Source organism: Chloroherpetonaceae bacterium (assembly GCA_025056565.1).
In the GTDB taxonomy this organism is placed as follows: domain Bacteria; phylum Bacteroidota; class Chlorobiia; order Chlorobiales; family Thermochlorobacteraceae; genus Thermochlorobacter.
This window is the reverse complement of the sequence record JANWWA010000001.1, coordinates 199,320-220,356: the sequence shown is the minus strand read 5'-3', so window position 1 is coordinate 220,356 and position 21,037 is coordinate 199,320. Positions and strand designations below refer to the sequence as shown.

Below are 21,037 nucleotides of genomic sequence, written 5' to 3'. Positions count from 1 at the left end.
GTAAATGTGCAGACAGCTCCCTTTGCATCATCCAAGTGATGTGTGGCGTGGCGCTGAAATAGTTGTGTGAAGTTCTGCCGCTGGGGAAAAGGTTTTTTGCGCTCGCAGTCTCAGGCTGGAAAGGCGCTGCCCATAGCGGGGTGCAAAGTCGCTTGGCTCAATTGCAATCGAGTCGGCGCCTTCAATTGTAAGAAAAAGCGCAGACTGACTGTCACGATGCAAAAGATGGTAAGTGCCGTGCGTCATTTCTTTGACCTCAATTTCAGGTGCAAAATGCAAAAAAAGCGTGGCTTGATGAGTGCCTTTGCCAAAGAGCTGGTCATGAATTTCAAAGCGGGGGATTGGCTTGTGCAGTATGAAGCGGCGGCGATGTGTAATGGGTTGGGGCAAGCGAGTATAAGCATAGTGTTCAACTTCCAGCTCATCGCAAGTGTGGCTAGTGTGCCACCGTAGCACGGTGGGTTTTGTCCAATCCTTTTTCACTTTGAAATCACTAGCAAATTCAGCGAGTTCTACGCCGTCAAGCATAATCGTGTTATGCGCAGCCGTAGAGCGAAACTGATTGCGCAGGGCACGGTCTGAGGTGTAGCAGAAATTTCCAGAGTCCGTAATGAAGGTCGCGGTATCGTAAAACAGTTCAAAGGAAAAAGTGTCGTTGTGTCCGTGTCCGCCCCAGCCGCGTTTGCCAAGTTCGCCAGCGTCAATCGTAATGTGCATCTGAGGGGCGTAGAGCACGGCGAGTTTGCTTTCAGCAAAGAGCTTTGAGCAAGTAGGACGTGGTGCATCCGGAAGACGCTGAAAAGTCTCCCAGCCCTCAATGCCCGTAAGCCACAACGCATGCTCAGAGAAGTGGCGAGCACCCGCTTTGAAGTCGCTGCGCTGAAACACTACGCTGGCTGTGGCTAAAATGTCGGTGTGGCAGTTGAAATCACTTTCCAAATTAAACCAAAAGAGCCGCCCATCGTCGGCATCACCAATGAGCGGTGCAGTGCAGTCAGGCTTGATGTAGTGCAAAATCACCTCGAGCATCTTCTCCAAGCGCGCCTTGAAACTGCTTGAAAAGGGCTGGTGATTGAGTGATGCCAAAATCCAAGCGGCTAAGAGGAGTTCTGTTACAAAGCGGTGATAAGCAAGGCTCATTTCATAGCTAAGCCCATCGGTGTAAGTCTGACGCAAAATTTCTTCTTCCAAAATTGTTTTGGCTACCCTAAGCCACTTCTGTCCTTGTGCAGTTTGCTTGAAGAAGAATCCTAGCATCAAAAGTCCCAGTGCATCTGCAAGAAGATGATTGCCACTTCGGCGCGTGTATTCAAGGTTATGTTCAAGATATAGCCCGTGCTGAAAGAGCGATTTAAGAAAGCGTATCCAGAACGAAGCAGACTGTAGGTCGTGGCAGAAAAAGTAAAAGCCCGCAATCCAGTTTGCGGCACGCAAGGCTACATCCATCGGTGAAAGCCAATTTACGCCATAGCAGAATGGGTTTTTCGCAAGCCAGTCTGAAATGAGCGCAATGAATTTTTCTTTGTAGGCACTCCGATTTGTTGTCCAATACGCTTTGCCAAGCGTCCAGATAAAATGCGCGCGAGAAAGCTCCCAAGGAAACTTGATGTCGGAGCCATTGCAAGGCAGTTTGAGAGCGGTGTAGAAGGTCTGAGCGTCGAACTTTTGCCCTGTGCGAAAGTCTAAGTGCCAATCCCACTGGTCTTGAAATTGGTGCGAAGCGCTAAACAAAGTAAAGCGGTTTCGCATAATTTGCTCTGCCTGACGCACAATATCAGTTTGCGAATGAAGTTGCCACAAGGATTGCATGAAAAACTCCTTGCGGTTCGTGAAGTTGAAAAAGAAGCTGTAGCGCGAGCTGCGTAAGAAGGTATCAAGGAAAAGCTCAGGCTGAGTGGGATAGTCGGGAAAGCTTTGCAAAAATGCCTTGTCGGACAGCGAACGCCGAAGAACTCTTTGCTGAAATGCGAACCAATTTCGTCGCAAAATGTAATGCTCCGTGATGCGCAGGTATGTGCTCAGCATATTAAGTGTCCAAGTGCCCTGTCAGACAGGGAAGAGTGTCGTGCAGAACAAATGTGCTGCAAAGCCAATCCACCTTGCTGGCTACTTTAGCTTTTCCAGAAGCTCTTCAATAACGGCACGCATTTCCAAGAGCAGTTTGCGCTGCTGTTCGGTATTCTTACTAACCAGCTTAATCGGAGGTTGCTGCTGGCGAAGCAGGGTTTCGGTCTCCTTTACCATATCGTTGGAAACCGGCTGACCGCGCAGCATTGCACGGGCTTTTTCTATCGTGTAGCCATCTTCATAGATGAGCTTTTTGATAGTGAGCACAGTGGCAATGTCTTTGTTGGTGTAAATGCGATTGCCTTTGGCATTGCGAGAGGGTGAAAGCTGTGGAAACTCATTTTCCCAATGTCGAAGCAAATACGCTGGAAGCGAAGTAATCTTGCTAACCTCCCCGATGGAGTAATAAAGTTTTTTTGCCTCGAAGGTTTTCATATCTGCGTGCGACATTCGTAAGCGAGCTCAAGTTGCCTTTCTCAAATTTATGCTTCGCACGCCACACTTCATACTGAACTGCATCGCCTGTGCTATGCCTTGCAGTAAAGGCACTGAATCGAAGTAACGGCCTAAGTTACTGCCAGCGTAAGAGGATTGCGACGCTGTTTTTCCAAGAGCTCGAAGACAAGTTCTGCGCAGGCGTTGCCGTCTAAGCTCAGTGGGTTAAAGTCTCGCGTGGCACTGAATTTGCTGTACTCCGATTGAAACTCGCGTGCTGTCGCAAAAAAGACAAGCGACATATCCCAGCCCCGAAAGAGCCGCTTTGGGATTTTGCCAAACTCTATGAGCTTGATGTCGTGATGTCGTTCATCGCGCACAATGCGAGAAAACGTATAATTCACTTCCTCAAGGCCGCCTTCCAAAACTTGTAAAAATTGGCTTTCGCAATACAGCAAACCACCTGAAATCGCGCGCTTTGCGTTGTTAAGACTAGCCTTGCGGGAAATTTCTTTGACGTCCTCAAGCGTTAGCGTCTCAGATGCAAGGCTGCAATAGACCAGTCGGTATAGCGACATCAGAATATCAGTTTAAATGCGGTTGATGCACTGCTTGAGCCTGCTTAAACAACAAGATATGCTTGTTCAGTTTTTTGAAGGCGTAGAGAATTTGCAATTTGCAGCAGGTAGTTCAAGTCTATGTATGAAATTGATGACTCAACTTTTCCGCTCCTGACGCTGCGCACAGGTTCGCCCGTCAGTCAAGCGATGCTGAAAGATTTTTACAAAGCGATTTATCGGGCTGTGGAGCGAAAGGAAGTGTTTGGTATCTTCTATCGCTGCGATGCCACCGAGCCAAAATTGCCGCGCCCGAAACCGCCGTTGATTCTGACAGAGCAACTGCCGCCTGACTTGCACGAATACCTTGCGGGTCTGGTTGCCGTGATGAAATCAACGAAAATGATTCGCTACTTGCGCCCAATTTCTGTGGGCTTAACGAAGGCTATGCCAAAGTGCCCCATCAAAATTTTTACATGGGGTGAAGAGCAAAATGCGCGAGCGTGGATTACAGCGCAAATTCAAATTAAGCAAAGCAAGCTAACGCTGGATCGACTGGCCCAAAAACCAAAGCTGGCTGACTAAGTTCCAACGCGGAAAGTAAGACAGAGTGCCAACGCATAGCCCCACTTGAAAAAGTAGAATGATGATGTGAAGGGTTGTTAATATGCCCACGCACAGTCCTTTCGTTGCAAAGCGATATATTTGCACACTTAAATCGGTAAGCTATGTTAGTCCGAGATATTCTGAAATCAAACAAGACTGCCTTCAGCTTTGAGTTTTTCCCACCAAAGCAAGAAGCCGATTGGGACAAGCTCTTCCACACGATTGCGGATTTGATGGCGCTCAAGCCCTCATATGTGAGCGTCACCTACGGTGCAGGGGGCACGACACGCGAGCGCACCCATAACCTTGTGGTGCGCATTCAGAAAGAGACCAATTTGACGGTGGTCTCACACCTGACAACAATCGGCTCAAGCCGAGAAGAAATTTACCAGATCCTAAAGCGCTACGATGAGAATGGGGTGCATAACATTCTGGCTCTGCGCGGCGACCCACCTCGAAACATTCCAAACTGGACGCCTGAGCATCAAGACTTCAAGTATGCCGCCGAACTGGTGGCATTTATCAAAAAGCACTTTCCGCAAATGGGCATTGGCGTGGCAGGTTTCCCCGAAGGACACCCTGCAACGCCAAATCGACTCAAGGAAATGGACTACCTCAAGATGAAAGTCGATGCAGGAGCTGATTACATCGTCACACAGCTCTTTTTTGACAATCACTACTTTTATGACTTTTGCGAGCGGTGTGAAATTGCAGGTATTCGCGTGCCAATTATCGCTGGAATTATGCCTATCACCACGCGCAGCGGTATGCTTCGAATGGCTGAGCTGTCGCCCGGCACCTGTTTCCCTGCAAAGCTTCTGCGCGCAATTAACCGTGTGAAAGATGATGCCGACGTCGAAAAGGTTGGCGTGCACTGGGCGACTGAACAAGTGGCAGATCTAATGCACCATGGCGTAAAAGGCATTCATTTCTACACGCTAAATAGCTCACGCGCCACGCTCAAAATCTACGAAACGCTGGGCGTGCAAGACTCCGAGCAGCTGGCGGTTTAATTTTCTCAACCCTGAACCCTGCAAATGATGCGACAACTTGTGATAACTGGACTGCTGCTTGTTTCGCTCTGTGCCCAAAGCTCAGCACAGTCTCTATCCTTCCAGACGGATTGGGCGGCAACCGTAAGCATGCCTGCTGTAAGTAGTAGTGTGACGATATATCAAGTAAGGCAAGAGGAACAAAGTTCTGTAGGATACAAATCGCCATTTGGAATCAAGTGGCTAAGTGGCGTAGGCGGCTTGACAGTCGGTCTATTGGTAGGCGGAACGCTGCAAATTATTCAGCAGAATGTTGTAACAGGTGCTTTGGTACTGCTTCTAACCACAGCAGGCTGTGCAGGCGGTATTACACTGGCAGGTAATAGCTATGGCGACGAAGGTTCTTTCTGGCTCTCGTGGCTAGGTTGTGCAGGAGGGACTGTACTCACCTTCTTTCTGGCGGAACTCTCTCGAGGACTGACCATTCGAAATAACGATGTAGTAGTGTTCGTATCAGGGGTGGCAGCAGTATTAGGCATTTTCATAATAACACTGCTTGCTGGCACATTCGGTTACGACCTATCACGACGCGCGCCAAAAGCTGGAGAAAGCGGCTCGCTCCTGCACATCAAAGATGGACAGCTCTGCATCTCACCAGTGCCAAGCGTGTCAGCAAGTTATCAGCATCCGACAACGCTGTATTCGGTGAGGCTCTTGCAAGTGCAGTTTTAGAGCGAAAAAGTGAGAATGCGGCGTATTTTCACTAGAAAAGTATGCGCACTGTAACTATTATCGGCGCAGGTGTAATGGGGCTCTCGACCGCTGTGCGTCTTTTAGAGCAGCATCCTGAGCTTCATCTCAAAGTGCTCGCAAAGGCGCTCCCGCCTGAGACAACATCTAATGTGGCAGCTGCCATTTGGTATCCTTACAATGCGCGACCCATTGAACGGATGAAAGGATGGTGCAAGGCGGCCTTTGAACGCTTCAAACAACTGGCAGCAGACCCTGCTGCTGGCGTTTCGATGGTCGATTTTATCGCCCTTTATGCTGAGCCAACGCCTAACCTGTGGTGGCGTGAAACCGTTGAGCAAATTCGCCGCCTCTCACAAAGCGAGCTACCAGCGGGGTTCGCCGATGGCTACCTTGCCAAAGTGCCATTGGTAGAGACCAATGTGTATATGCCCTACCTTTTGCGCTGGGCGCAGCACTTGGGCGCAGAGGTGGTGCAAGCTGAAGTGCACTCTGTGCAAGCCCTTGCGCAAACATCGGCACTGGTAGTGAACTGTGCAGGCTTAGGGGCACGCGAACTATGTGGTGATGAAGCCCTCTATCCAATTCGTGGGCAAGTTCTGAGCGTGGCACGACCAAAACAGGTGCAAGGCTACACATTTGACAATCCACCTTGCCCAACACGACCAACCTATATCATTCCGCGTTCACACGATGTGATTCTTGGCGGCTCGGCAGATATAGGCGAATGGGATTGCACGCCCGATGAAACGCTGTCGTCGGATATTGTGGCGCGCTGCGTGGCGTTAGAACCACATCTGCAAGGTATGCCGATTTTAGGCGCAAAAGTGGGCTTGCGTCCGGGCAGAACTGAAGTGCGTCTGGAGCGCGACCCCAAATGGCCGAATGTAATTCACAACTACGGACACGGCGGTAGCGGCATTACGCTTTCATGGGGGTGTGCCGAAGAGGTTTGTCAGCTGGCGGCCGCAGTGCTACAAGATAGAGTGAACGATTGAATAAACATCTCGTGTGCGTATATTCCAGCGTTTCCGCAAGAAAATGAACGCAAGTTTTTCCAACCAAAATCTGTTACAGCTATGAGTACTGCCGTTCTTGAAAGCACCCTCACAATTGATGTAGAAGAGGTGCTAGGTGCAGAAGCAAAGAATCTTTTAGAGTATCGCGCTAAAGTTCCAAAAGAGCACTTGCATTTGCCTGGGCCAGATTTCATTGACCGTGTCTGGGTGCACTCAGACCGAAGCCCAAATGTCTTGCGCAATATGCAACTACTCTTTAACACAGGGCGCTTAGCGGGCACGGGATACTTGTCTATCTTGCCAGTCGATCAAGGCGTTGAGCACTCTGCAGGGGCATCGTTTGCGAAAAATCCAATTTACTTTGATGGCGAGAATATCGTGAAACTGGCGATTGAAGGCGGGTGCAATGCTGTAGCCTCCACATTCGGCGTTTTGGGAAGCGTGGCGCGCAAGTATGCGCACAAGATTCCGTTCATTGCCAAGATTAACCACAATGAATTTCTCACATACCCGAACAAGTATGACCAAATTATGTTCGGGAATATCAAGATGGCGTTTGATATGGGCTGCGTGGGTGTTGGTGCAACGATTTACTTTGGCTCACCTGAATCCAATCGCCAAATTATTGAAGTCTCGGAGGCCTTCAAGCAAGCACACGACCTTGGAATGGTCACGATTCTGTGGTGCTATCTGCGCAACCCTGCCTTCAAAGTAAATGGAACGGACTACCATGTGGCAGCAGACCTCACAGCACAAGCCAATCACTTGGGCGTAACAATTGAAGCGGATATCATTAAGCAAAAGTTGCCTGAAAACAACGGGGGTTACAAGGCACTCAGCACAAAGGAAAATCCATATGGCAAGACCGATAGCCGAATGTACACTGACCTTGTAACCGACCACCCGATTGACCTTTGCCGCTATCAAGTCATCAACAGCTACATGGGGCGCGCAGGACTGATTAACTCAGGTGGTGCATCAGGCGATAACGACCTCTACGATGCGGTGCGCACTGCCGTCATCAATAAGCGCGCCGGAGGAATGGGACTCATCTCAGGACGCAAAGCCTTCCAGAAACCAATGAAAGAAGGCATTGCGATTCTGCACGCCATTCAAGACGTCTATCTCGATAAAAACATCACGATTGCCTAAGGAGAAATCCAACTCACAAACAGTCTGCAGAGCCGTGCTGCAATTTAGGCAGGCTTTGCAGACTTTTTTCTTTGCGCAAAAAACTTTGCAAAAAGTGCTCTCCCGCCCTATGCACCTTGCCGTGTGATATGCGTAGCGAAGCGGATTTGGCGTATATTTGAGCTTAATTTTTTTGAAGGTTGCTTGAATGTCCGAGTTGCAGCATATCATTGTGCGGGGTGCGCGGGTGCACAACTTGAAGAATATCCATGTCCAGATTCCTCGCAATAAGCTTGTGGTGATTACGGGGCTGTCTGGCTCAGGCAAATCCAGCTTGGCATTCGACACCATTTACGCCGAAGGGCAAAGGCGATTTATGGAAACGCTCTCTGCTTATGCCCGTCAATTTGTCGGTGCAATTGAGCGACCTGATGTGGATTTTATTGATGGGCTTTCGCCCGTTATCTCTATTGAGCAGAAGACCACTGCCCGCAGCCCACGCTCGACGGTCGGCACGATTACGGAAATCTACGACTTTATGCGCCTGCTCTGGGCACGCATTGGCATTCGCTATGACCCCAAAACTAACCAACGCTTGGAAAAACAGACCGAAGAAGACATTCTGGCCGCAATTTTGCGCTTGCCCGAGAAAACAAAGGTGCAACTGCTGGCACCACTGGTAGTAGGACGCAAAGGGCACTACCGTGAGCTATTTAGCGACCTCTTAAAGCGCGGGTTTGTGCGTGTGCGAGTCGACGGTGAAACCGTTGAACTCAAAAAGGGCATGAAGCTCGACCGCTACAAAGTGCATGACATTGAACTGGTCGTTGACCGCTTTGTGATTTCGCCCGAGATTACGCCGCGTCTAAAAGAAGCCATCTCGCTCGCCTTGCAGCTCTCTGAAAGCAAATCCACGATGATTTGCGAGGTACTCGGCGAAAATCGGCGAGATATGTTTTTCAACAAGAATTACGCCTATTCTGATGGCACGCTGGCGCTGGCAGAATTAGCTCCAAATAATTTCAGCTTCAATTCTCCCTACGGCGCATGCCCAACCTGCGAAGGCTTGGGCGAAGTGATGCAAGTCTCCCCCGACCTGATCATTCCTGACCCTGAACGCAGTCTTGCAGAGGGAGGGCTTGCTCCACTGGGCAGAGAAGGACGCAGCAGTATGTGGCAGCTGGTAAAAGCCTTAGCTGAACAACATCAAGTTTCCCTGAGTACGCCGATGTCCAGTTTGCCCAAAAAGTTCATTGACCTATTGCTCTATGGCTCGCGTGAGCCAGTAACGCTGCGCTACAGCTACGGCGGACGCGAATATGCTTACAGTGCACCGTTTCACGGACTGATTGACTATGTGCAAAGCACGCATGCAACTACACAATCCGCATCAGTGCGAGAGTGGGCAGAAAGTTTTATGCAGAAAGAGCCTTGCCCAACCTGCAAAGGTGCACGGCTGCGCATTGAGAGCCTGTTTGTGAAAATTCAGGAAAAAAGCATTGCGGAAGTTGCAGACCTGCCAATTCCAGAGTGCAAAGCGTTTTTTGAATCGCTGCCAAAGGCTCTATCAGGACGCGACCTTGCAATTGCCACGCCGATTCTGGCAGAAATCACCAAGCGATTGAATTTTCTACTCAATGTTGGATTAGACTACCTCACGCTTTCACGCTCGGCTGCGACACTCTCGGGCGGTGAAGCACAGCGCATTCGCTTAGCGGCACAGCTCGGCTCACAGCTAACAGGCGTGCTGTATATCCTTGATGAACCCTCAATCGGGCTGCATCAGCGCGACAATATGAAACTGATTCAATCGCTCCTGCAACTGCGTGATTTGGGCAATAGTGTCATAGTGGTTGAGCACGACCGAGAAACGATGGAGCATGCCGACTACATCATTGACTTAGGGCCGGGTGCAGGCGAACACGGTGGCTATGTCGTAGCGGAAGGCACGGCGAGAACGCTGAACCGCGAATCGCTCACAGCAAAGTATCTGCAAGGCGTTGAAAAAATTGCTGTACCCAAACAGCGGCGTGCGGGCAACGGTAAATTCATCGTCTTGGAAGGCTGCACAGGACATAATCTGCAAGATGTAACTTTACATCTGCCGCTGGGTAAGTTTGTAGCGATTACGGGCGTCAGTGGTTCAGGCAAATCGTCGCTCATCAACGAAACGCTCTATCCAATTTTAGCCAGCCGCTTCTACCGCTCGAAACTTCGCACATTGCCGTACAAGAGCATTTCAGGTGTGGAGCACATTGATAAAGTAATTGACATTGACCAGTCACCGATTGGACGAACCCCCCGATCAAATCCAGCTACTTACACTGGTGTCTTTACACTCATTCGTGATTTTTTTGCCTCCTTGCCTGAGGCGCAAATTCGTGGCTACAAGCCCGGTCGATTTAGCTTCAATGTCAAGGGCGGACGCTGCGAAGCCTGTGAAGGGGACGGTGTAAAGAAAATCGAAATGAACTTTCTGCCCGATGTGTATGTAACCTGCGATCTGTGCAAAGGCAAACGGTATAACCGTGAAACGCTAGAAGTGCGCTACAAGGGCAAATCAATTGCCGATGTGCTGCAGATGACCATTGAAGAGGCGCGTCTCTTTTTTGAGGATTTCCCACGCATCAAGCGCATCTTGCAAGTGCTGGAAAGTGTGGGTTTGGGCTACCTGCGCTTAGGACAATCTTCCACCACCTTATCGGGCGGCGAAGCGCAGCGTATCAAGCTCGCTGCAGAACTGGCAAAAATTCAAACAGGAAAGACGCTTTACATTCTCGATGAACCAACTACAGGTCTGCACTTTCGCGATATTCAACTGCTGCTTGATGTGTTGCATCAGCTCGTCAATAAGGGCAATACCGTCGTGGTAATTGAGCACAATTTAGATGTGATTAAGCAAGCCGATTGGGTAATTGATTTAGGTCCAGAAGGCGGAGAGCGTGGCGGACGCATTGTGGCAGTGGGTACACCTGAAGAGGTAGCCGAAAACCCCCATTCCATTACGGGTTATTTCCTGCGCCGTGAGTTGGATTGACAAATAGGTAGGAAAGCGCACACTATAAGAGCCAGTGTAGCAAAGGAAATAAGTGCGGCATCAAATGCGTGAAAGGTAGAGCAAATCTTGCAAAGTATGCACGCCAACTTGAGCGAGACGTTTGAGCAGCACAGCCGCAATCTGTGCAGTTACGACTGCATCATTCAACGCATCGTGGCGCGCTTCCAATGGAATATTGAGCGACTTTGCGAGCTTATCTAACTCGTATTCAGGCATCTGTCGTGGGTTTAAGCCCAGATACTCGAATGATTGCTTCGTGCTGGCAAGAGCATGTGCAAGGTCAATCGTATCGAGACAGTAGTTACGCAGTTCTCTGCCATAGTGCTTACGCAAAGCCGCATTGAGAAATGCTAAGTCAAACCGAGCGTGGTGCGCAATCAGCACATTTGTACCAATGAAGGAGAGGAATTGGGGCAATACTTGCGAGAGCGGTGGAGCACAGCGACTTTCCTCAGGAGTGATAAAGTGCACCGCAATCGTTTCAGGTGAGGCAGCTTGTTCGCAGTAAATTTTTTCAAAAAAAGTCTCGCTTAAATCCACTCGCATCGCTCTCAGGCGCACTGCACCAATCGAGAGCAGTTGGTCTTTGGTAGGATTCAGTCCAGTCGTTTCTGTGTCAATGACGACAAAAGTGAGCGTGTCAATCGGTAGTTTTTTGTGAGGTAGGGGACTGGTAAAATAAGGCAAGAGTGCGTCAGGCAGTGCTTGGGTGGCTTGCTTTTGCGCAAAAAGTTGTCTAAGCCAGCTCATTGTGATGGTAGTTTATTCATAAAGCTCTACTTCACGCCCGCCTGCAAATTTATCACGCAATTCGGCTTGTAGCTCTTCAATGACACGGAAGGCTTCTTTGACCGCATTACGCTCTATGGAGGAGAGGTCGTCAGGGTCAATGAAGTTATCAGGCGTTTTGCCTAGTTGCCGCTGTCGGCTATGATGCGCAAGCCGCAAGGTCATTAGGTAGTCAAAGGCTTCAATTGCATTGTCTAAAAGGGTGTCTCGCAAAAGGTGCTGTTCTTTTGCAATTGCAAGGCGCTTAGCGGTAGAGGTTTCCGAAGAGCGTGCAGCAAGCGATAAAATTCGTGCAGCATCGATGAGTGGGCGAAGCGCACGCTCTTTAAGGTTGAACTTGTGCTTATTTTCACCCGACGACTCCACGACAAATGTGCCGAAAAAGCCGATAGGCGGTTTGGTGCGCAGCGCATTTTGCGTGATGAAGAAAAGAAAATTCGGCGCTGCTTCAAGCTCCGCAAAAAGCGTCTCGTAGAGTGCATCAGTCAGGCGGCTTTCACCGTAGAGCGTGCGGAAGTCCAAAAATATGGTGATGTTGAGCAAAGCTTTTGGGTGCGCTGAATGCACCCACTTGCGAAAGTGCTGTTTCCATTCATTCAGAGAAACGCACCACTCGGGTGTGGTTGCCATAATCAAGCCTTTGCACTTTGGAAAACCGCAGCGCTCTAAGTCATCAACCACAAACCCAGCCATTTTGCGAAAGTATTGCTTAGCCGCCGCAAGCTGAGAGGTGTTCTCGAACACAATAGCGTTGTCTTGGTCGGTTGCTGTGGTTTGTTCCTTTCGTCCTTCGCTGCCAAGTGCCATCCACGAGTAGGGGCAAGGCGGCTTGCCTTCTGACAGCTCTTGCATTCTCTGTTCAGCAAACTCAATGAGGCGCTCAGTGAGCTTATCGTTGAAAGCTGTGATGATTTCCGTAAGCTTGCGTGCGCGAATGCCTTGTGCAATGAGGGAATCGACAACAGCGTCCATCTGCAAGCGTGTCTCAATGAGACCTTCAAGGCTTTGCTGAGCCTCTAAGTTCTTAATAGCTGCAACTGGACTAATGCCGTGCAGGAGCATCAAATCATGTTTGGAAACCACCCCAATAAACTGCGCGCGCCCTTCTTTCTGCTCTGTAACGCAAAGGTGGTGAATGCGCCGTTTGGTCATCAGCATAATGCCGTCCAGAATGCTTTGCTCAGCATCAATCGTGATAACTGGCTGAGACATCACTTGTGCAATCGGGGTGTCAACAGGTACATTTCGCGCCACAATTTTGGCGCGCATATCTGTATCCGTGAGAATACCTTGCGGACAGCCAGCGTCATCGACGACGACAATTGAACCAATGCGTTCCAGCGTCATTACTTCGGCAGCCTCACGCACGGACAGCGTAGGTGGACAGACTACAGGGCGACGCTTAATCAAATTGCGAATAGGTTGATAAAGCAGCGTCGGCTCATCTCCTGCACGGCGCTGCGAAAGCCGAAGTGAGCCTTCCAGATAGGCGTTTGAAAGTGAGACGGAGAGCTTGGAGGAGAAAAAGTCAGCAATCGCTTTATGCTTGCTGAGCAGGGCTTTAAAGTCATCTTTCGGCAGAAGGTAGCAAATCGTGTCTTGGTCAGCTTTGGCGTTGAAAACAAATGCTTCGCCTTCCAGAACCGAAGAGACACCAAAAATATCTTTTTCGCCGCAGATGCTAATCAAGCGCTCATTTTCATTGAGGATGCCGCGCGTGATGCGAACCGCGCCTTTGCGCACGATGTAGACAAACTCTGCCTTATCAACATCGCGCCGCAAAATCAGGGTATCTTTTGGGAAAAATTCAATCAGCAATTTTTTACCAATTTCCTCAAGCTCTTTGTCTGCAAGCAAGGAAAAAGGGGCAACGCCTTTCAGGAAACTTTGAACCGATTCCATAACTTTCGGTCGTTTGATGGGAAGTTACACGTTTTCTCAAAGTTTCAGATGTCGGAACCTGCACTTACAAGTGAGCACAAGTCGCCAACGCTGCCAGAGTTGCCCAGCCCGAAGCGCTCAATGTTTCTTGGAGCGTTGGTTTATTTTGTCATCGGCATTATTCCATTTGTCAATCAGCTAAATCGGTATGGGATTGGGCTGGTCATCTGCGGTGGATTGACGACATTTCACTACATCAAAACGCATCAACTTTTCCTAAGCTACTGGGAAGCCTTTCGCATCAGTGTAACAGCCTCACTGCTGGCATGCTTGGCGCTAGATATGCTGCAACTTTTGCTTTTCGGTGGCTATGTGGTGCGACTGCTCTACGATATTGCCGTCGCAATTGTCGTAGGAGGACTTGCAGGCATTATTTCGGCATCGGTAGCCCGCAAAGCCTATCGCACAAATCCGCCAGCGCAAAGCTAAGTGCTGGCAGCACAACGTTTTAGCCGAAAAGCACTTCGAGCTTGATTGCCCTGAGGCTCTGCAAAGCCGCATTTTTGCGTATATTTACGGCTCAAGCAATTTGTATAAACTAAACCTTGAGGTCAATGGCAGAAGAGTCTGTTCGGCAGACCGCAGCGGTAGCAAGCGAGTATAGTGCTGAGAGTATTCAGGTGCTGAGCGGCATTGAGCATGTGCGCAAGCGCCCAGCAATGTATATCGGCGATGTCGGCATTCGTGGCTTGCATCACTTGGTTTATGAAATTGTCGATAACTCTGTCGATGAAGCCCTTGCGGGGTATAACGATTTCATTTATGTCGGTATCAATAAGGACGGTTCGGTAACGGTCTCAGACAGAGGACGGGGTATTCCTACGGACATCAAGAAAGAGACAGGCAAGTCCGCCCTCGAGCTGGTGATGACGGTAATTGGTGCGGGCGGTAAGTTTGATAAAAGCGTCTATAAAGTCTCAGGCGGTTTGCACGGGGTCGGCGCATCGGTGGTGAATGCGCTTTCGGAATGGTGTGAAGTAACAGTCAAGCGAGACGGTAAAATTTTCTACCAGCGTTATCAGCGTGGGGTGCCCGAAGCACCCGTCAAAGAAATTGGCAAGACCAAACCAACTGACACGGGCACAAAAACCACCTTTATGCCTGACCCACTGATTTTCAAAAATCGTGAGTTCCGCTATGACACATTAGCTGACCGCATGCGCGAGTTAGCCTATCTCAATCGGAATCTTCACATCGTCATTGAAGACCTGCGCGAAAAAGAACCAAGGCGAGAAGAGTTCCACTTCAAAGGCGGCATTGTAGAATTTGTAAGCTATGTAGATGCCAACCGCCTACCCTTGATGAAAAAACCCATCTACATTGAGGGTGAGCGTGATGGCACATTGGTCGAAATTGCCTTCCAATACAACGACTCCTATCAAGAGAATGTGCTCTCTTATGTCAATAACATTAACACCGTAGAAGGCGGCACGCATCTTTCAGGCTTTCGCAAGGCACTGACGCGCACAATGAACCAATACGCCGCCAAAAACGACCTCCTAAAGTCGGCCAAAAACATTCAGCTTACAGGCGATGACTATCGAGAAGGACTAACTGCGATTATTTCAGTCAAAGTGCCTGAGCCACAGTTTGAAGGTCAAACCAAGACCAAACTGGGCAATAGCGAGACGCAGACAATTGTTGAAACAATTGTCAATGAAAAGCTGGGCGAGTTTATTGAGCAAAATCCCAGCGTGGCCAAAATCATCATTGAAAAGGCATTAGGCGCAGCGCAAGCGCGAGAGGCGGCACGCAAAGCCAAAGAGTTAGCGCGTCGTAAATCAGCTCTCGACGGCGCTGGACTGCCGGGCAAACTGGCAGACTGCACTTACACCGACCCCGAACTCTGCGAACTCTACATTGTCGAGGGCGATAGCGCAGGTGGGTCAGCAAAACAAGGGCGCGACCGACGTTTCCAAGCCATCTTGCCGCTGAAAGGCAAAATTCTCAATGTGGAAAAAGCGCGCCTCAACAAAATGCTGGAAAACGAGGAAATTCGCACCATCATTATGGCATTAGGCACAGGCATCGGCGAAGATGAATTCAATCCCGAAAAATTGCGCTACGGAAAAATTATTCTAATGACTGACGCCGACGTCGATGGCTCGCATATTCGCACCTTGCTTTTGACCTTCCTCTACCGCTATATGCGCGGTCTCATTGAAGCGGGACGCGTCTATATTGCACAGCCACCACTCTACCTCATCAAGTCAGGGAAAGAAATGGTCTATGCATGGGATGATGAAGAGCGCGACGAAGCGATTAAGCGCTTCGAAGAAAAAGGCAAAGAAGTGATGGTGCAGCGCTACAAAGGCTTAGGTGAAATGAACCCTGAACAGCTCTGGGAGACAACGATGAACCCAGAGAAGCGCACTTTGCTCAAAGTTGGCATTGAAAGCGCAATGGAAGCAGACAAAATTTTTTCAACGCTGATGGGCGATGCAGTAGAGCCGCGCCGTGAGTTCATTGAAAACAACGCCAAATATGTGCGCCGATTGGATATTTAACCCGAGCTTGAGTAAAGTGCCCACACATTGCCAAGTCCCCTGATGTAAGCAAAGAGTCATGGCAGTGCAAGTTCAGAAATCGCCGATGAACTGATGCAGCGCGCCGTGTTCCCACACCCTTGTTGGCGCGATTAGTGATGATGGCGAGCTTTCTTCTCAGCTTCGTGGTAAATGCGCATCAGTTCCTCTGGAATGGGCACAGGGCGCATCGTGGAGAGGTTGACAAAGATACCCAACTGCTCAGCTTGCGCAACGGGCTTGCCCTCTACCAAAAATTCTGCTGAAGCAGTCCATCGCAAAGGGGTAGCGTGGCTAATCCACATCCTGCCAACTAACTTATCCAAAAACTTAACGGCTTTCTTGTAGTGAATTTCAGTTTTTAGCAACACGGGAGAAATTCCCATCTTCAATTGCTCCTCGACTGAAAGGTAAGCTTGAATCATCTTGACACGAAGCATCTCCAGCCAGCGCACATAGGTGATGTTGCTCACGACACCAGCATAGTCGATATCGTGAGGCATAATTTCAATCGGTAGGGTCAGCTCAAATGCTTTAACCTTCGGTTTTTGAGTAGAATGCGCCGTGTGACTGTGATGTTGTGACATATTGTGCGTGATTTGAATCTAATTTTCAAGTATGTACAGTTTGCTGCAATATAGTGCGAAGCAAATAAACTGCTTGCCTTCACCCACATTGAACAAAGTGGGAAACCATCAGAGCAAAAAGTTGTTTTCTCCTGAAAAAAAGACGCTTCTAATGAAGATTGCCATTTTCGGGGGTGGCATTGCAGGGCTAACCGCTGCCATACACTTGCTTGATAAAGGCTACGAGGTAGAACTATATGAAAAACGTGCGGTGCTAGGCGGTAAGGTCTCTGTTTGGAAAGACCAAGATGGTGACACGATTGAGTCAGGTCTGCATGTGCTGTTCGGAGGCTATAAGGAACTGCAATCGGTGCTGAAAAAGATTGGTGCAGAAAACAATTTTGAGTGGAAAGACCTTGCGCTCATTTTTGCCGAAAAAGATGGACGGCAGACCCGCTTTGAAAAAGCCAAAGGCTGGCCCAGTCCTCTCGCAGAGCTGCTTGGCGGCTTGAAGACCAATGTAATTAACTGGCAAGATAAACTTTCGCTGGTGCGTGGACTGTTACCCTTATTGCTCTTCGGCAATGAAGAGTATTTTCGTGCACAAGACTCCCTCACTTACTCAGACTGGCATGCACGGCACGGCTGCACAGAGCATTCTCTGCAACGGCTCTGGCGACCGATTTCGCTGGCTCTCAACTTCATTGAGCCAAATGTGATATCGGCGCGACCAATGGTAACCATCTTCAACTACTTTGGTCGCAACTACGAAGACGCACGGTTCGGCTTCTTTAAGGCAAATCCGGGCGCAAGTATGATTGAACCCATGCGGCGCTACATTGAAGAGAAAGGGGGCAAAATTTTTGTAGGTTCGCGCCTCAAAGAATTCGTGCTAGATAGTAAGCTTGCTGTGCAAAGTGCTGTGCTGAGCGACAGTCGCTTCGTGGAAGCCGATGCATACATTTCAGCCCTGCCCGTGCATAGTCTCAAAAAGCTCATTCCTAAGGCATGGCTGCAATATGATTACTTCTACAATCTCTATCACTTTGTAGGCAGCCCAGTGGCAAATTGCCAGATGTGGTTCGACCGAAAAATCACCGACACCAATAACCTGATGTTCGCACACGGCACCACCTTTACCACCTTTGCCGATGTCTCAATCACCTGCCCCGAGGATTTTCAGGCTGGGCAAGGCAGTGCAGTAGGGGGAAGTGTGCTTAGCTTGGTGTTAGCCCCTGCACATCACTTAATGCAATTGCCTAATGATGTGATTGTCGCACGCGTCTTAGAGGAATTGAAAACACTCTTTCCAGTGGCACGAACTGCAAAACTGCTGAAAGCAACAGTGGTCAAAATTCCTGAATCGGTCTACAAAGCAGTGCCTGGCGTCGACCGCTACCGCCCCGACCAGCTCTCGCCGATTGAAAATTTCTATCTCTGCGGTGATTACACCTATCAGAAGTATTTAGCCTCAATGGAAGGGGCAGCACTTTCTGGAAAAGCCGTGGCGGAAAAGTTAGACGCCAAAGTAAGGCTTGCAGCCAGCACATTAAGCACCGTATCGGCGCAGCGTGGTGTCAATAGCGGACCAGTAACTGCGACCAAACAAATTTAGATGCACCAGTAGTGGGTAGAGGTTGTAGAGGTCAATGCGTGCACGCCAATTCGGGGCTAAGGGAAAGGTGCAGTGGTAGGCATCAAAGAGCCGCTGGTCGAAGCCGCCAAAAAGGTGCATAAAAGCCAGCTCCGCTTCACGATGCCCGAAGTAAACGGCTGGGTCGAAGACGACTGGATTGCCCTGAGCGTTGCAAAGAAAATTGCCACTCCAAAGGTCACCATGAAGAAGGGCTGGCGGCTCGGATGGGAAGATGCTTGGCAGCTTTGGATAAAGGGATTCAAACCGTTGGACAGCATTCGTAGTCATTTGTCCAGCGGCAACTGCACGCTCCACCATAGGCTGCAGTCGCTCACAGATGAAAAACTCCACCCAGCTCGAGTGTGGACGATTGCGCTGCGGCAACGCACCAATAAAGTTATCACGCACATACCCGAATGTCATTTGCGTATGTCGATGCAAGGCCGCCAGTTGCTCTCCAAATGTTTCCCAGAACTTCGCTGAAGGCACGCCTTGCACGATATACTCCAAGACCAGAAGCGCATCGTGTTCAGTCGCAGCAACAAGATGCACAGTGGGTACAGCAAGGGTGTTCGTGCTTTGCAGCTGCCTTAGCCCATCAGCTTCCGCTTGGAAGTTCTCGTAATGCGAGCGTGCATTATGCTTGAAGAAAAACTCACCGACATTTGTCTTAACATACTCGGCGTTGTGAATGCAGCCCCCTGATACAGGGCGACGGGCTAATACTTTCACTGTGGTCTGGAATCGCTCCGAAAGTAGATGCGTCAGTGTGTCGTAAATTCTTTCGCCCACGCTCTACTGCTTACGCCGGTTAAGGAAACCGCTGAGAAGGTTAGCTGCATCGTCCATAATGGAGCCGTCCGCATTGCGGTCTAAAAAGCGCGTTGCAAGGCTCATCAGGTCAGGAGCTTGAGCGGCAATTTGCTGGCGCTGCTGACCCAGAAATTGCGACAATCCACCAGCGTCCAGATGCTTGGCAGCACATAGCTTGCCCAGTGCGCCCATAACCAGCGGGGAGAGTATCTCCAGCAGATGCCCAATTTGCCCAGTGCTGAGACCAAAGCGCTCAGCCAGTGCCTGCTCAATCGGCGCGCGCTGGCTACCAAGCAGATGGCGTAAAATGCCTGCACCGTTTGCTGTCTGTGGATTCTGCAGAAAATCCATCACATTGTCCAGTATTGAGCCACTGTGGTCGCGCTGCAGGGCTTGCGCCAAAGCCTCAGCACCATCAGGCTGGGACGCATTCTGCGAAAGTGCAGAAATGAGTAGTGGCACGGCTGCCTGAAGAGCCTGCTCAGTAGTGCTGCGCTCCGCACCGATTTTCTGGCTCACTTGCTCAATCGCCTCGCTACCAAATTGCGACAGTAGCACCTGCACAAGATTTTCCATTTTTCATTACAGTTTAGTTATTTAAGAGAAATAGGCTGTCCCAGCTTGGCTTGCATGAGGTCAGCGAGGGCAGCGGATAGCTCAATGCCGCGTTTGTCATCAAGCCACCTGCCATCTTTCCAGTCAAAGCGCCAGCCACCTTGCGGCTCTGCGAGCCAAATTTGATTGGTCGCGCTCTGTCGGTTGACAATAAACTTCGTGCCATCTTCAAATTCAATCACCAGCTTTCCATCAGCAAGCTCGATTTCCACGTCGTCCAAGCCCAGTGCGTCAATCGCATTAAACAGACGCTGAAGCTCTTTTTCAATCTCAATTGGAAGATTGGGTTCTGCCATAGTGTTTGCGTGTGTTAGCGGTCATATCCAAAGGTAAGTGATGCCCAGAAACTTTCGTAGTCTGCTTTGGCAGTATCGGTTGCTTCAATCATCTTGACTAAGCTAATCATCCACTCACCATCTGGCACAATCGCAAACGAAGCAAAGCCCAGTTCGTCAGTGTGAAGTGTAGTCGTTGTAACCTTGCTGCCACGTCTGTGCCAGACCTTAATTTGTGCCCGTGAAAGAGGCTTGGCATTGAAGACAACCCGAAACCGCATTGCGTCGCCAGCTTGGAGCAGATATGGATTATGTTCAGGAATGATTTCAAGTGGAAAGCCTAACTCTTTTGACGCTGTCTCATCTGAGAGGTGTCCGACCTGAATAAGCGTTTTGGCGCATCGACGATATAGCTCCCGCGCAGGCTTTTTGACGTCGCCTTTTTGGCTGCGCAGTGCAAGTATATCTGTTAGCCCTTCTTCCTTGAGGTATGCGGCAAATTTCTCGGCATCTAACTCAATGAATTTTGGCGAAGTATGAAGCCCAATGAGGTAAGTGCCGTCATACTTGAATGAAAGCTCAATCGGTGCCGCAACACCATCTTTAATAACAGGCACTAGAGTCTCTGTAGCAGAGCGGTGGCACTGGAGAAATGCAATTGCCGTGCTTTGTCCAAATTTCCATGCTTCCCCTGTAAAGTTTTCGCCAACTAGTAGCGAAAGCGTGGTGCGCTCACCTTGTTTTAGACGAAACTTGGCAGGGCGGAGCCAAAACTCGTGGGCATAAAGCGTGGTGGCAATCAAATAAACGAAGAGGGTCAAGCAAAAACGCATCATTTTTTGCAAGGAGTTGGGTTAAGGGTCATTCCGCTAATAGGCAAAGCAGCGATTTTCAGAAGCAAGGCGTTCATCACACGAAGAAGTTCCTGCAGTTCAGAATCGGTGTGCCACTTGGCAAGGTCGCTCACATCACCGCTGCCGAGATGCTTTTCATGCAGCTCATCGTGAAAAAGGTGCACAAGAAAATCAGGCTTGAAGCGACTGTCGCCAACTTCCCAGTCTAAGCTCTCAATAAAAGGCGAGCGATGCTCAGCAAGCGTTTCTTGCACCAACGCGCGCAAGGTCTCGTAGAGGTCAACCTTTTCTTCAAGTTCAATTTCAATAAGCAAGCCACGGATACGCTCTTGCTTAAAGCGCGCCAGTTCTGTGAGGACTTCAGCTCTTGTCATCAGATTAAAGCTACATAATCTACCCATCGTGAGC

At 49.6% G+C, this 21,037-nt stretch carries 20 protein-coding genes; 9 read left to right on the top strand and 11 right to left on the bottom strand.

The window, feature by feature from the left end; genetic code table 11:
* Positions 1 to 27 precede the first annotated feature (27 nt).
* The 3 genes from NZM05_00970 to NZM05_00960 all read right to left on the bottom strand — a co-directional run bounded on the left by NZM05_00970 (position 28) and on the right by NZM05_00960 (position 3,080).
* The gene (locus NZM05_00970; protein MCS7012188.1) at positions 28 to 2,025 is read right to left on the bottom strand and encodes a heparinase II/III family protein; all 1,998 of its coding nucleotides are present in this window, start codon (positions 2,023 to 2,025) and stop codon (positions 28 to 30) included.
* Between the two features lie 81 nt (positions 2,026 to 2,106).
* Positions 2,107 to 2,517, bottom strand: a complete 411-nt coding sequence (locus tag NZM05_00965) for a MerR family transcriptional regulator (GenBank protein ID MCS7012187.1) — start codon at positions 2,515 to 2,517, stop codon at positions 2,107 to 2,109.
* Positions 2,518 to 2,633: 116 nt separating this feature from the next.
* Positions 2,634 to 3,080: a BLUF domain-containing protein gene (locus NZM05_00960; protein MCS7012186.1), complete on the bottom strand. Its 447-nt coding sequence runs from the start codon at positions 3,078 to 3,080 to the stop codon at positions 2,634 to 2,636.
* A 120-nt stretch (positions 3,081 to 3,200) separates the two neighbouring features.
* On the opposite strand from NZM05_00960, the gene NZM05_00955 reads away from it, so the two are divergent.
* From NZM05_00955 to uvrA, 6 genes are all read left to right on the top strand, one after another.
* Positions 3,201 to 3,644, top strand: a complete 444-nt coding sequence (locus NZM05_00955; GenBank protein ID MCS7012185.1) for a hypothetical protein — start codon at positions 3,201 to 3,203, stop codon at positions 3,642 to 3,644.
* A 143-nt stretch (positions 3,645 to 3,787) separates the two neighbouring features.
* Positions 3,788 to 4,678 (top strand): methylenetetrahydrofolate reductase [NAD(P)H], encoded by an 891-nt coding sequence (metF, locus tag NZM05_00950; GenBank protein MCS7012184.1) that lies wholly within the window; start codon positions 3,788 to 3,790, stop codon positions 4,676 to 4,678.
* 24 nt (positions 4,679 to 4,702) lie between these two features.
* Positions 4,703 to 5,389, top strand: a complete 687-nt coding sequence (locus NZM05_00945; GenBank protein ID MCS7012183.1) for a hypothetical protein — start codon at positions 4,703 to 4,705, stop codon at positions 5,387 to 5,389.
* 41 nt (positions 5,390 to 5,430) lie between these two features.
* A complete protein-coding gene (locus tag NZM05_00940) occupies positions 5,431 to 6,405 on the top strand; it encodes an FAD-binding oxidoreductase (GenBank protein ID MCS7012182.1) in 975 nt (324 codons plus the stop codon).
* Between the two features lie 81 nt (positions 6,406 to 6,486).
* Positions 6,487 to 7,578: a class I fructose-bisphosphate aldolase gene (locus NZM05_00935; GenBank protein MCS7012181.1), complete on the top strand. Its 1,092-nt coding sequence runs from the start codon at positions 6,487 to 6,489 to the stop codon at positions 7,576 to 7,578.
* A gap of 187 nt (positions 7,579 to 7,765) precedes the next feature.
* A complete protein-coding gene (gene uvrA / locus NZM05_00930; protein MCS7012180.1) occupies positions 7,766 to 10,594 on the top strand; it encodes an excinuclease ABC subunit UvrA in 2,829 nt (942 codons plus the stop codon).
* Positions 10,595 to 10,654: 60 nt separating this feature from the next.
* On the opposite strand, the gene NZM05_00925 is transcribed toward uvrA, so the two are convergent.
* Together NZM05_00925 and NZM05_00920 are read right to left on the bottom strand one after the other, a co-directional pair.
* Positions 10,655 to 11,365 carry a 3'-5' exonuclease gene (locus NZM05_00925; protein MCS7012179.1) on the bottom strand — a complete coding sequence of 237 codons (711 nt, stop codon included), beginning with the start codon at positions 11,363 to 11,365 and terminating at the stop codon, positions 10,655 to 10,657.
* A gap of 12 nt (positions 11,366 to 11,377) precedes the next feature.
* The gene (locus NZM05_00920; GenBank protein MCS7012178.1) at positions 11,378 to 13,306 is read right to left on the bottom strand and encodes a DUF294 nucleotidyltransferase-like domain-containing protein; all 1,929 of its coding nucleotides are present in this window, start codon (positions 13,304 to 13,306) and stop codon (positions 11,378 to 11,380) included.
* Between the two features lie 48 nt (positions 13,307 to 13,354).
* On the opposite strand from NZM05_00920, the gene NZM05_00915 reads away from it, so the two are divergent.
* Positions 13,355 to 13,774 carry a hypothetical protein gene (locus tag NZM05_00915; protein MCS7012177.1) on the top strand — a complete coding sequence of 140 codons (420 nt, stop codon included), beginning with the start codon at positions 13,355 to 13,357 and terminating at the stop codon, positions 13,772 to 13,774.
* Positions 13,775 to 13,899: 125 nt separating this feature from the next.
* On the top strand, positions 13,900 to 15,852 hold the full coding sequence (gene gyrB, locus NZM05_00910) for a DNA topoisomerase (ATP-hydrolyzing) subunit B (protein ID MCS7012176.1): 1,953 nt from the start codon (positions 13,900 to 13,902) through the stop codon (positions 15,850 to 15,852).
* Positions 15,853 to 15,983: 131 nt separating this feature from the next.
* On the opposite strand, the gene NZM05_00905 is transcribed toward gyrB, so the two are convergent.
* Positions 15,984 to 16,457, bottom strand: coding sequence for an acyl-CoA thioesterase (locus NZM05_00905; GenBank protein MCS7012175.1), 474 nt, complete (start codon positions 16,455 to 16,457; stop codon positions 15,984 to 15,986).
* A 151-nt stretch (positions 16,458 to 16,608) separates the two neighbouring features.
* On the opposite strand from NZM05_00905, the gene NZM05_00900 reads away from it, so the two are divergent.
* Positions 16,609 to 18,051, top strand: a complete 1,443-nt coding sequence (locus NZM05_00900; GenBank protein ID MCS7012174.1) for an FAD-dependent oxidoreductase — start codon at positions 16,609 to 16,611, stop codon at positions 18,049 to 18,051.
* Here NZM05_00900 and NZM05_00895 read toward each other — a convergent pair.
* From NZM05_00895 to NZM05_00875, 5 genes are read right to left on the bottom strand one after another with little or no spacing between them, the layout of a single operon-like run.
* Positions 17,986 to 18,864: a fructosamine kinase family protein gene (locus tag NZM05_00895; protein ID MCS7012173.1), complete on the bottom strand. Its 879-nt coding sequence runs from the start codon at positions 18,862 to 18,864 to the stop codon at positions 17,986 to 17,988. The two genes, NZM05_00900 and NZM05_00895, sit on opposite strands and share 66 nt — an antisense overlap.
* 3 nt (positions 18,865 to 18,867) lie before the next feature.
* Positions 18,868 to 19,461, bottom strand: coding sequence for a DUF937 domain-containing protein (locus NZM05_00890; protein ID MCS7012172.1), 594 nt, complete (start codon positions 19,459 to 19,461; stop codon positions 18,868 to 18,870).
* 17 nt (positions 19,462 to 19,478) lie between these two features.
* A complete protein-coding gene (gene cyaY / locus NZM05_00885; GenBank protein ID MCS7012171.1) occupies positions 19,479 to 19,796 on the bottom strand; it encodes an iron donor protein CyaY in 318 nt (105 codons plus the stop codon).
* 14 nt (positions 19,797 to 19,810) lie between these two features.
* Positions 19,811 to 20,611 (bottom strand): DUF4198 domain-containing protein, encoded by an 801-nt coding sequence (locus tag NZM05_00880; protein ID MCS7012170.1) that lies wholly within the window; start codon positions 20,609 to 20,611, stop codon positions 19,811 to 19,813.
* Positions 20,608 to 21,003 carry a hypothetical protein gene (locus NZM05_00875; protein MCS7012169.1) on the bottom strand — a complete coding sequence of 132 codons (396 nt, stop codon included), beginning with the start codon at positions 21,001 to 21,003 and terminating at the stop codon, positions 20,608 to 20,610. Before NZM05_00875 ends, NZM05_00880 begins: the two co-directional genes overlap by 4 nt.
* Between the last annotated feature and the right edge of the window lie 34 nt (positions 21,004 to 21,037).

Bases quoted from the DNA above. Each gene is read 5' to 3' on its own strand.
- NZM05_00900 (MCS7012174.1), top strand. From the start codon at position 16,609: ATGAAGATTGCCATTTTCGGGGGTGGCATTGCAGGGCTAACCGCTGCC.
- NZM05_00925 (MCS7012179.1), bottom strand. From the start codon at position 11,365: ATGAGCTGGCTTAGACAACTTTTTGCGCAAAAGCAAGCCACCCAAGCA.
- cyaY (MCS7012171.1), bottom strand. From the start codon at position 19,796: ATGGCAGAACCCAATCTTCCAATTGAGATTGAAAAAGAGCTTCAGCGT.
- NZM05_00970 (MCS7012188.1), bottom strand. From the start codon at position 2,025: ATGCTGAGCACATACCTGCGCATCACGGAGCATTACATTTTGCGACGA.
- NZM05_00880 (MCS7012170.1), bottom strand. From the start codon at position 20,611: ATGATGCGTTTTTGCTTGACCCTCTTCGTTTATTTGATTGCCACCACG.
- NZM05_00955 (MCS7012185.1), top strand. From the start codon at position 3,201: ATGTATGAAATTGATGACTCAACTTTTCCGCTCCTGACGCTGCGCACA.
- metF (MCS7012184.1), top strand. From the start codon at position 3,788: ATGTTAGTCCGAGATATTCTGAAATCAAACAAGACTGCCTTCAGCTTT.
- NZM05_00945 (MCS7012183.1), top strand. From the start codon at position 4,703: ATGATGCGACAACTTGTGATAACTGGACTGCTGCTTGTTTCGCTCTGT.
- uvrA (MCS7012180.1), top strand. From the start codon at position 7,766: ATGTCCGAGTTGCAGCATATCATTGTGCGGGGTGCGCGGGTGCACAAC.
- NZM05_00940 (MCS7012182.1), top strand. From the start codon at position 5,431: ATGCGCACTGTAACTATTATCGGCGCAGGTGTAATGGGGCTCTCGACC.
- gyrB (MCS7012176.1), top strand. From the start codon at position 13,900: ATGGCAGAAGAGTCTGTTCGGCAGACCGCAGCGGTAGCAAGCGAGTAT.
- NZM05_00875 (MCS7012169.1), bottom strand. From the start codon at position 21,003: ATGACAAGAGCTGAAGTCCTCACAGAACTGGCGCGCTTTAAGCAAGAG.
- NZM05_00920 (MCS7012178.1), bottom strand. From the start codon at position 13,306: ATGGAATCGGTTCAAAGTTTCCTGAAAGGCGTTGCCCCTTTTTCCTTG.
- NZM05_00965 (MCS7012187.1), bottom strand. From the start codon at position 2,517: ATGTCGCACGCAGATATGAAAACCTTCGAGGCAAAAAAACTTTATTAC.
- NZM05_00935 (MCS7012181.1), top strand. From the start codon at position 6,487: ATGAGTACTGCCGTTCTTGAAAGCACCCTCACAATTGATGTAGAAGAG.
- NZM05_00905 (MCS7012175.1), bottom strand. From the start codon at position 16,457: ATGTCACAACATCACAGTCACACGGCGCATTCTACTCAAAAACCGAAG.
- NZM05_00890 (MCS7012172.1), bottom strand. From the start codon at position 19,461: ATGGAAAATCTTGTGCAGGTGCTACTGTCGCAATTTGGTAGCGAGGCG.
- NZM05_00915 (MCS7012177.1), top strand. From the start codon at position 13,355: ATGTCGGAACCTGCACTTACAAGTGAGCACAAGTCGCCAACGCTGCCA.
- NZM05_00960 (MCS7012186.1), bottom strand. From the start codon at position 3,080: ATGTCGCTATACCGACTGGTCTATTGCAGCCTTGCATCTGAGACGCTA.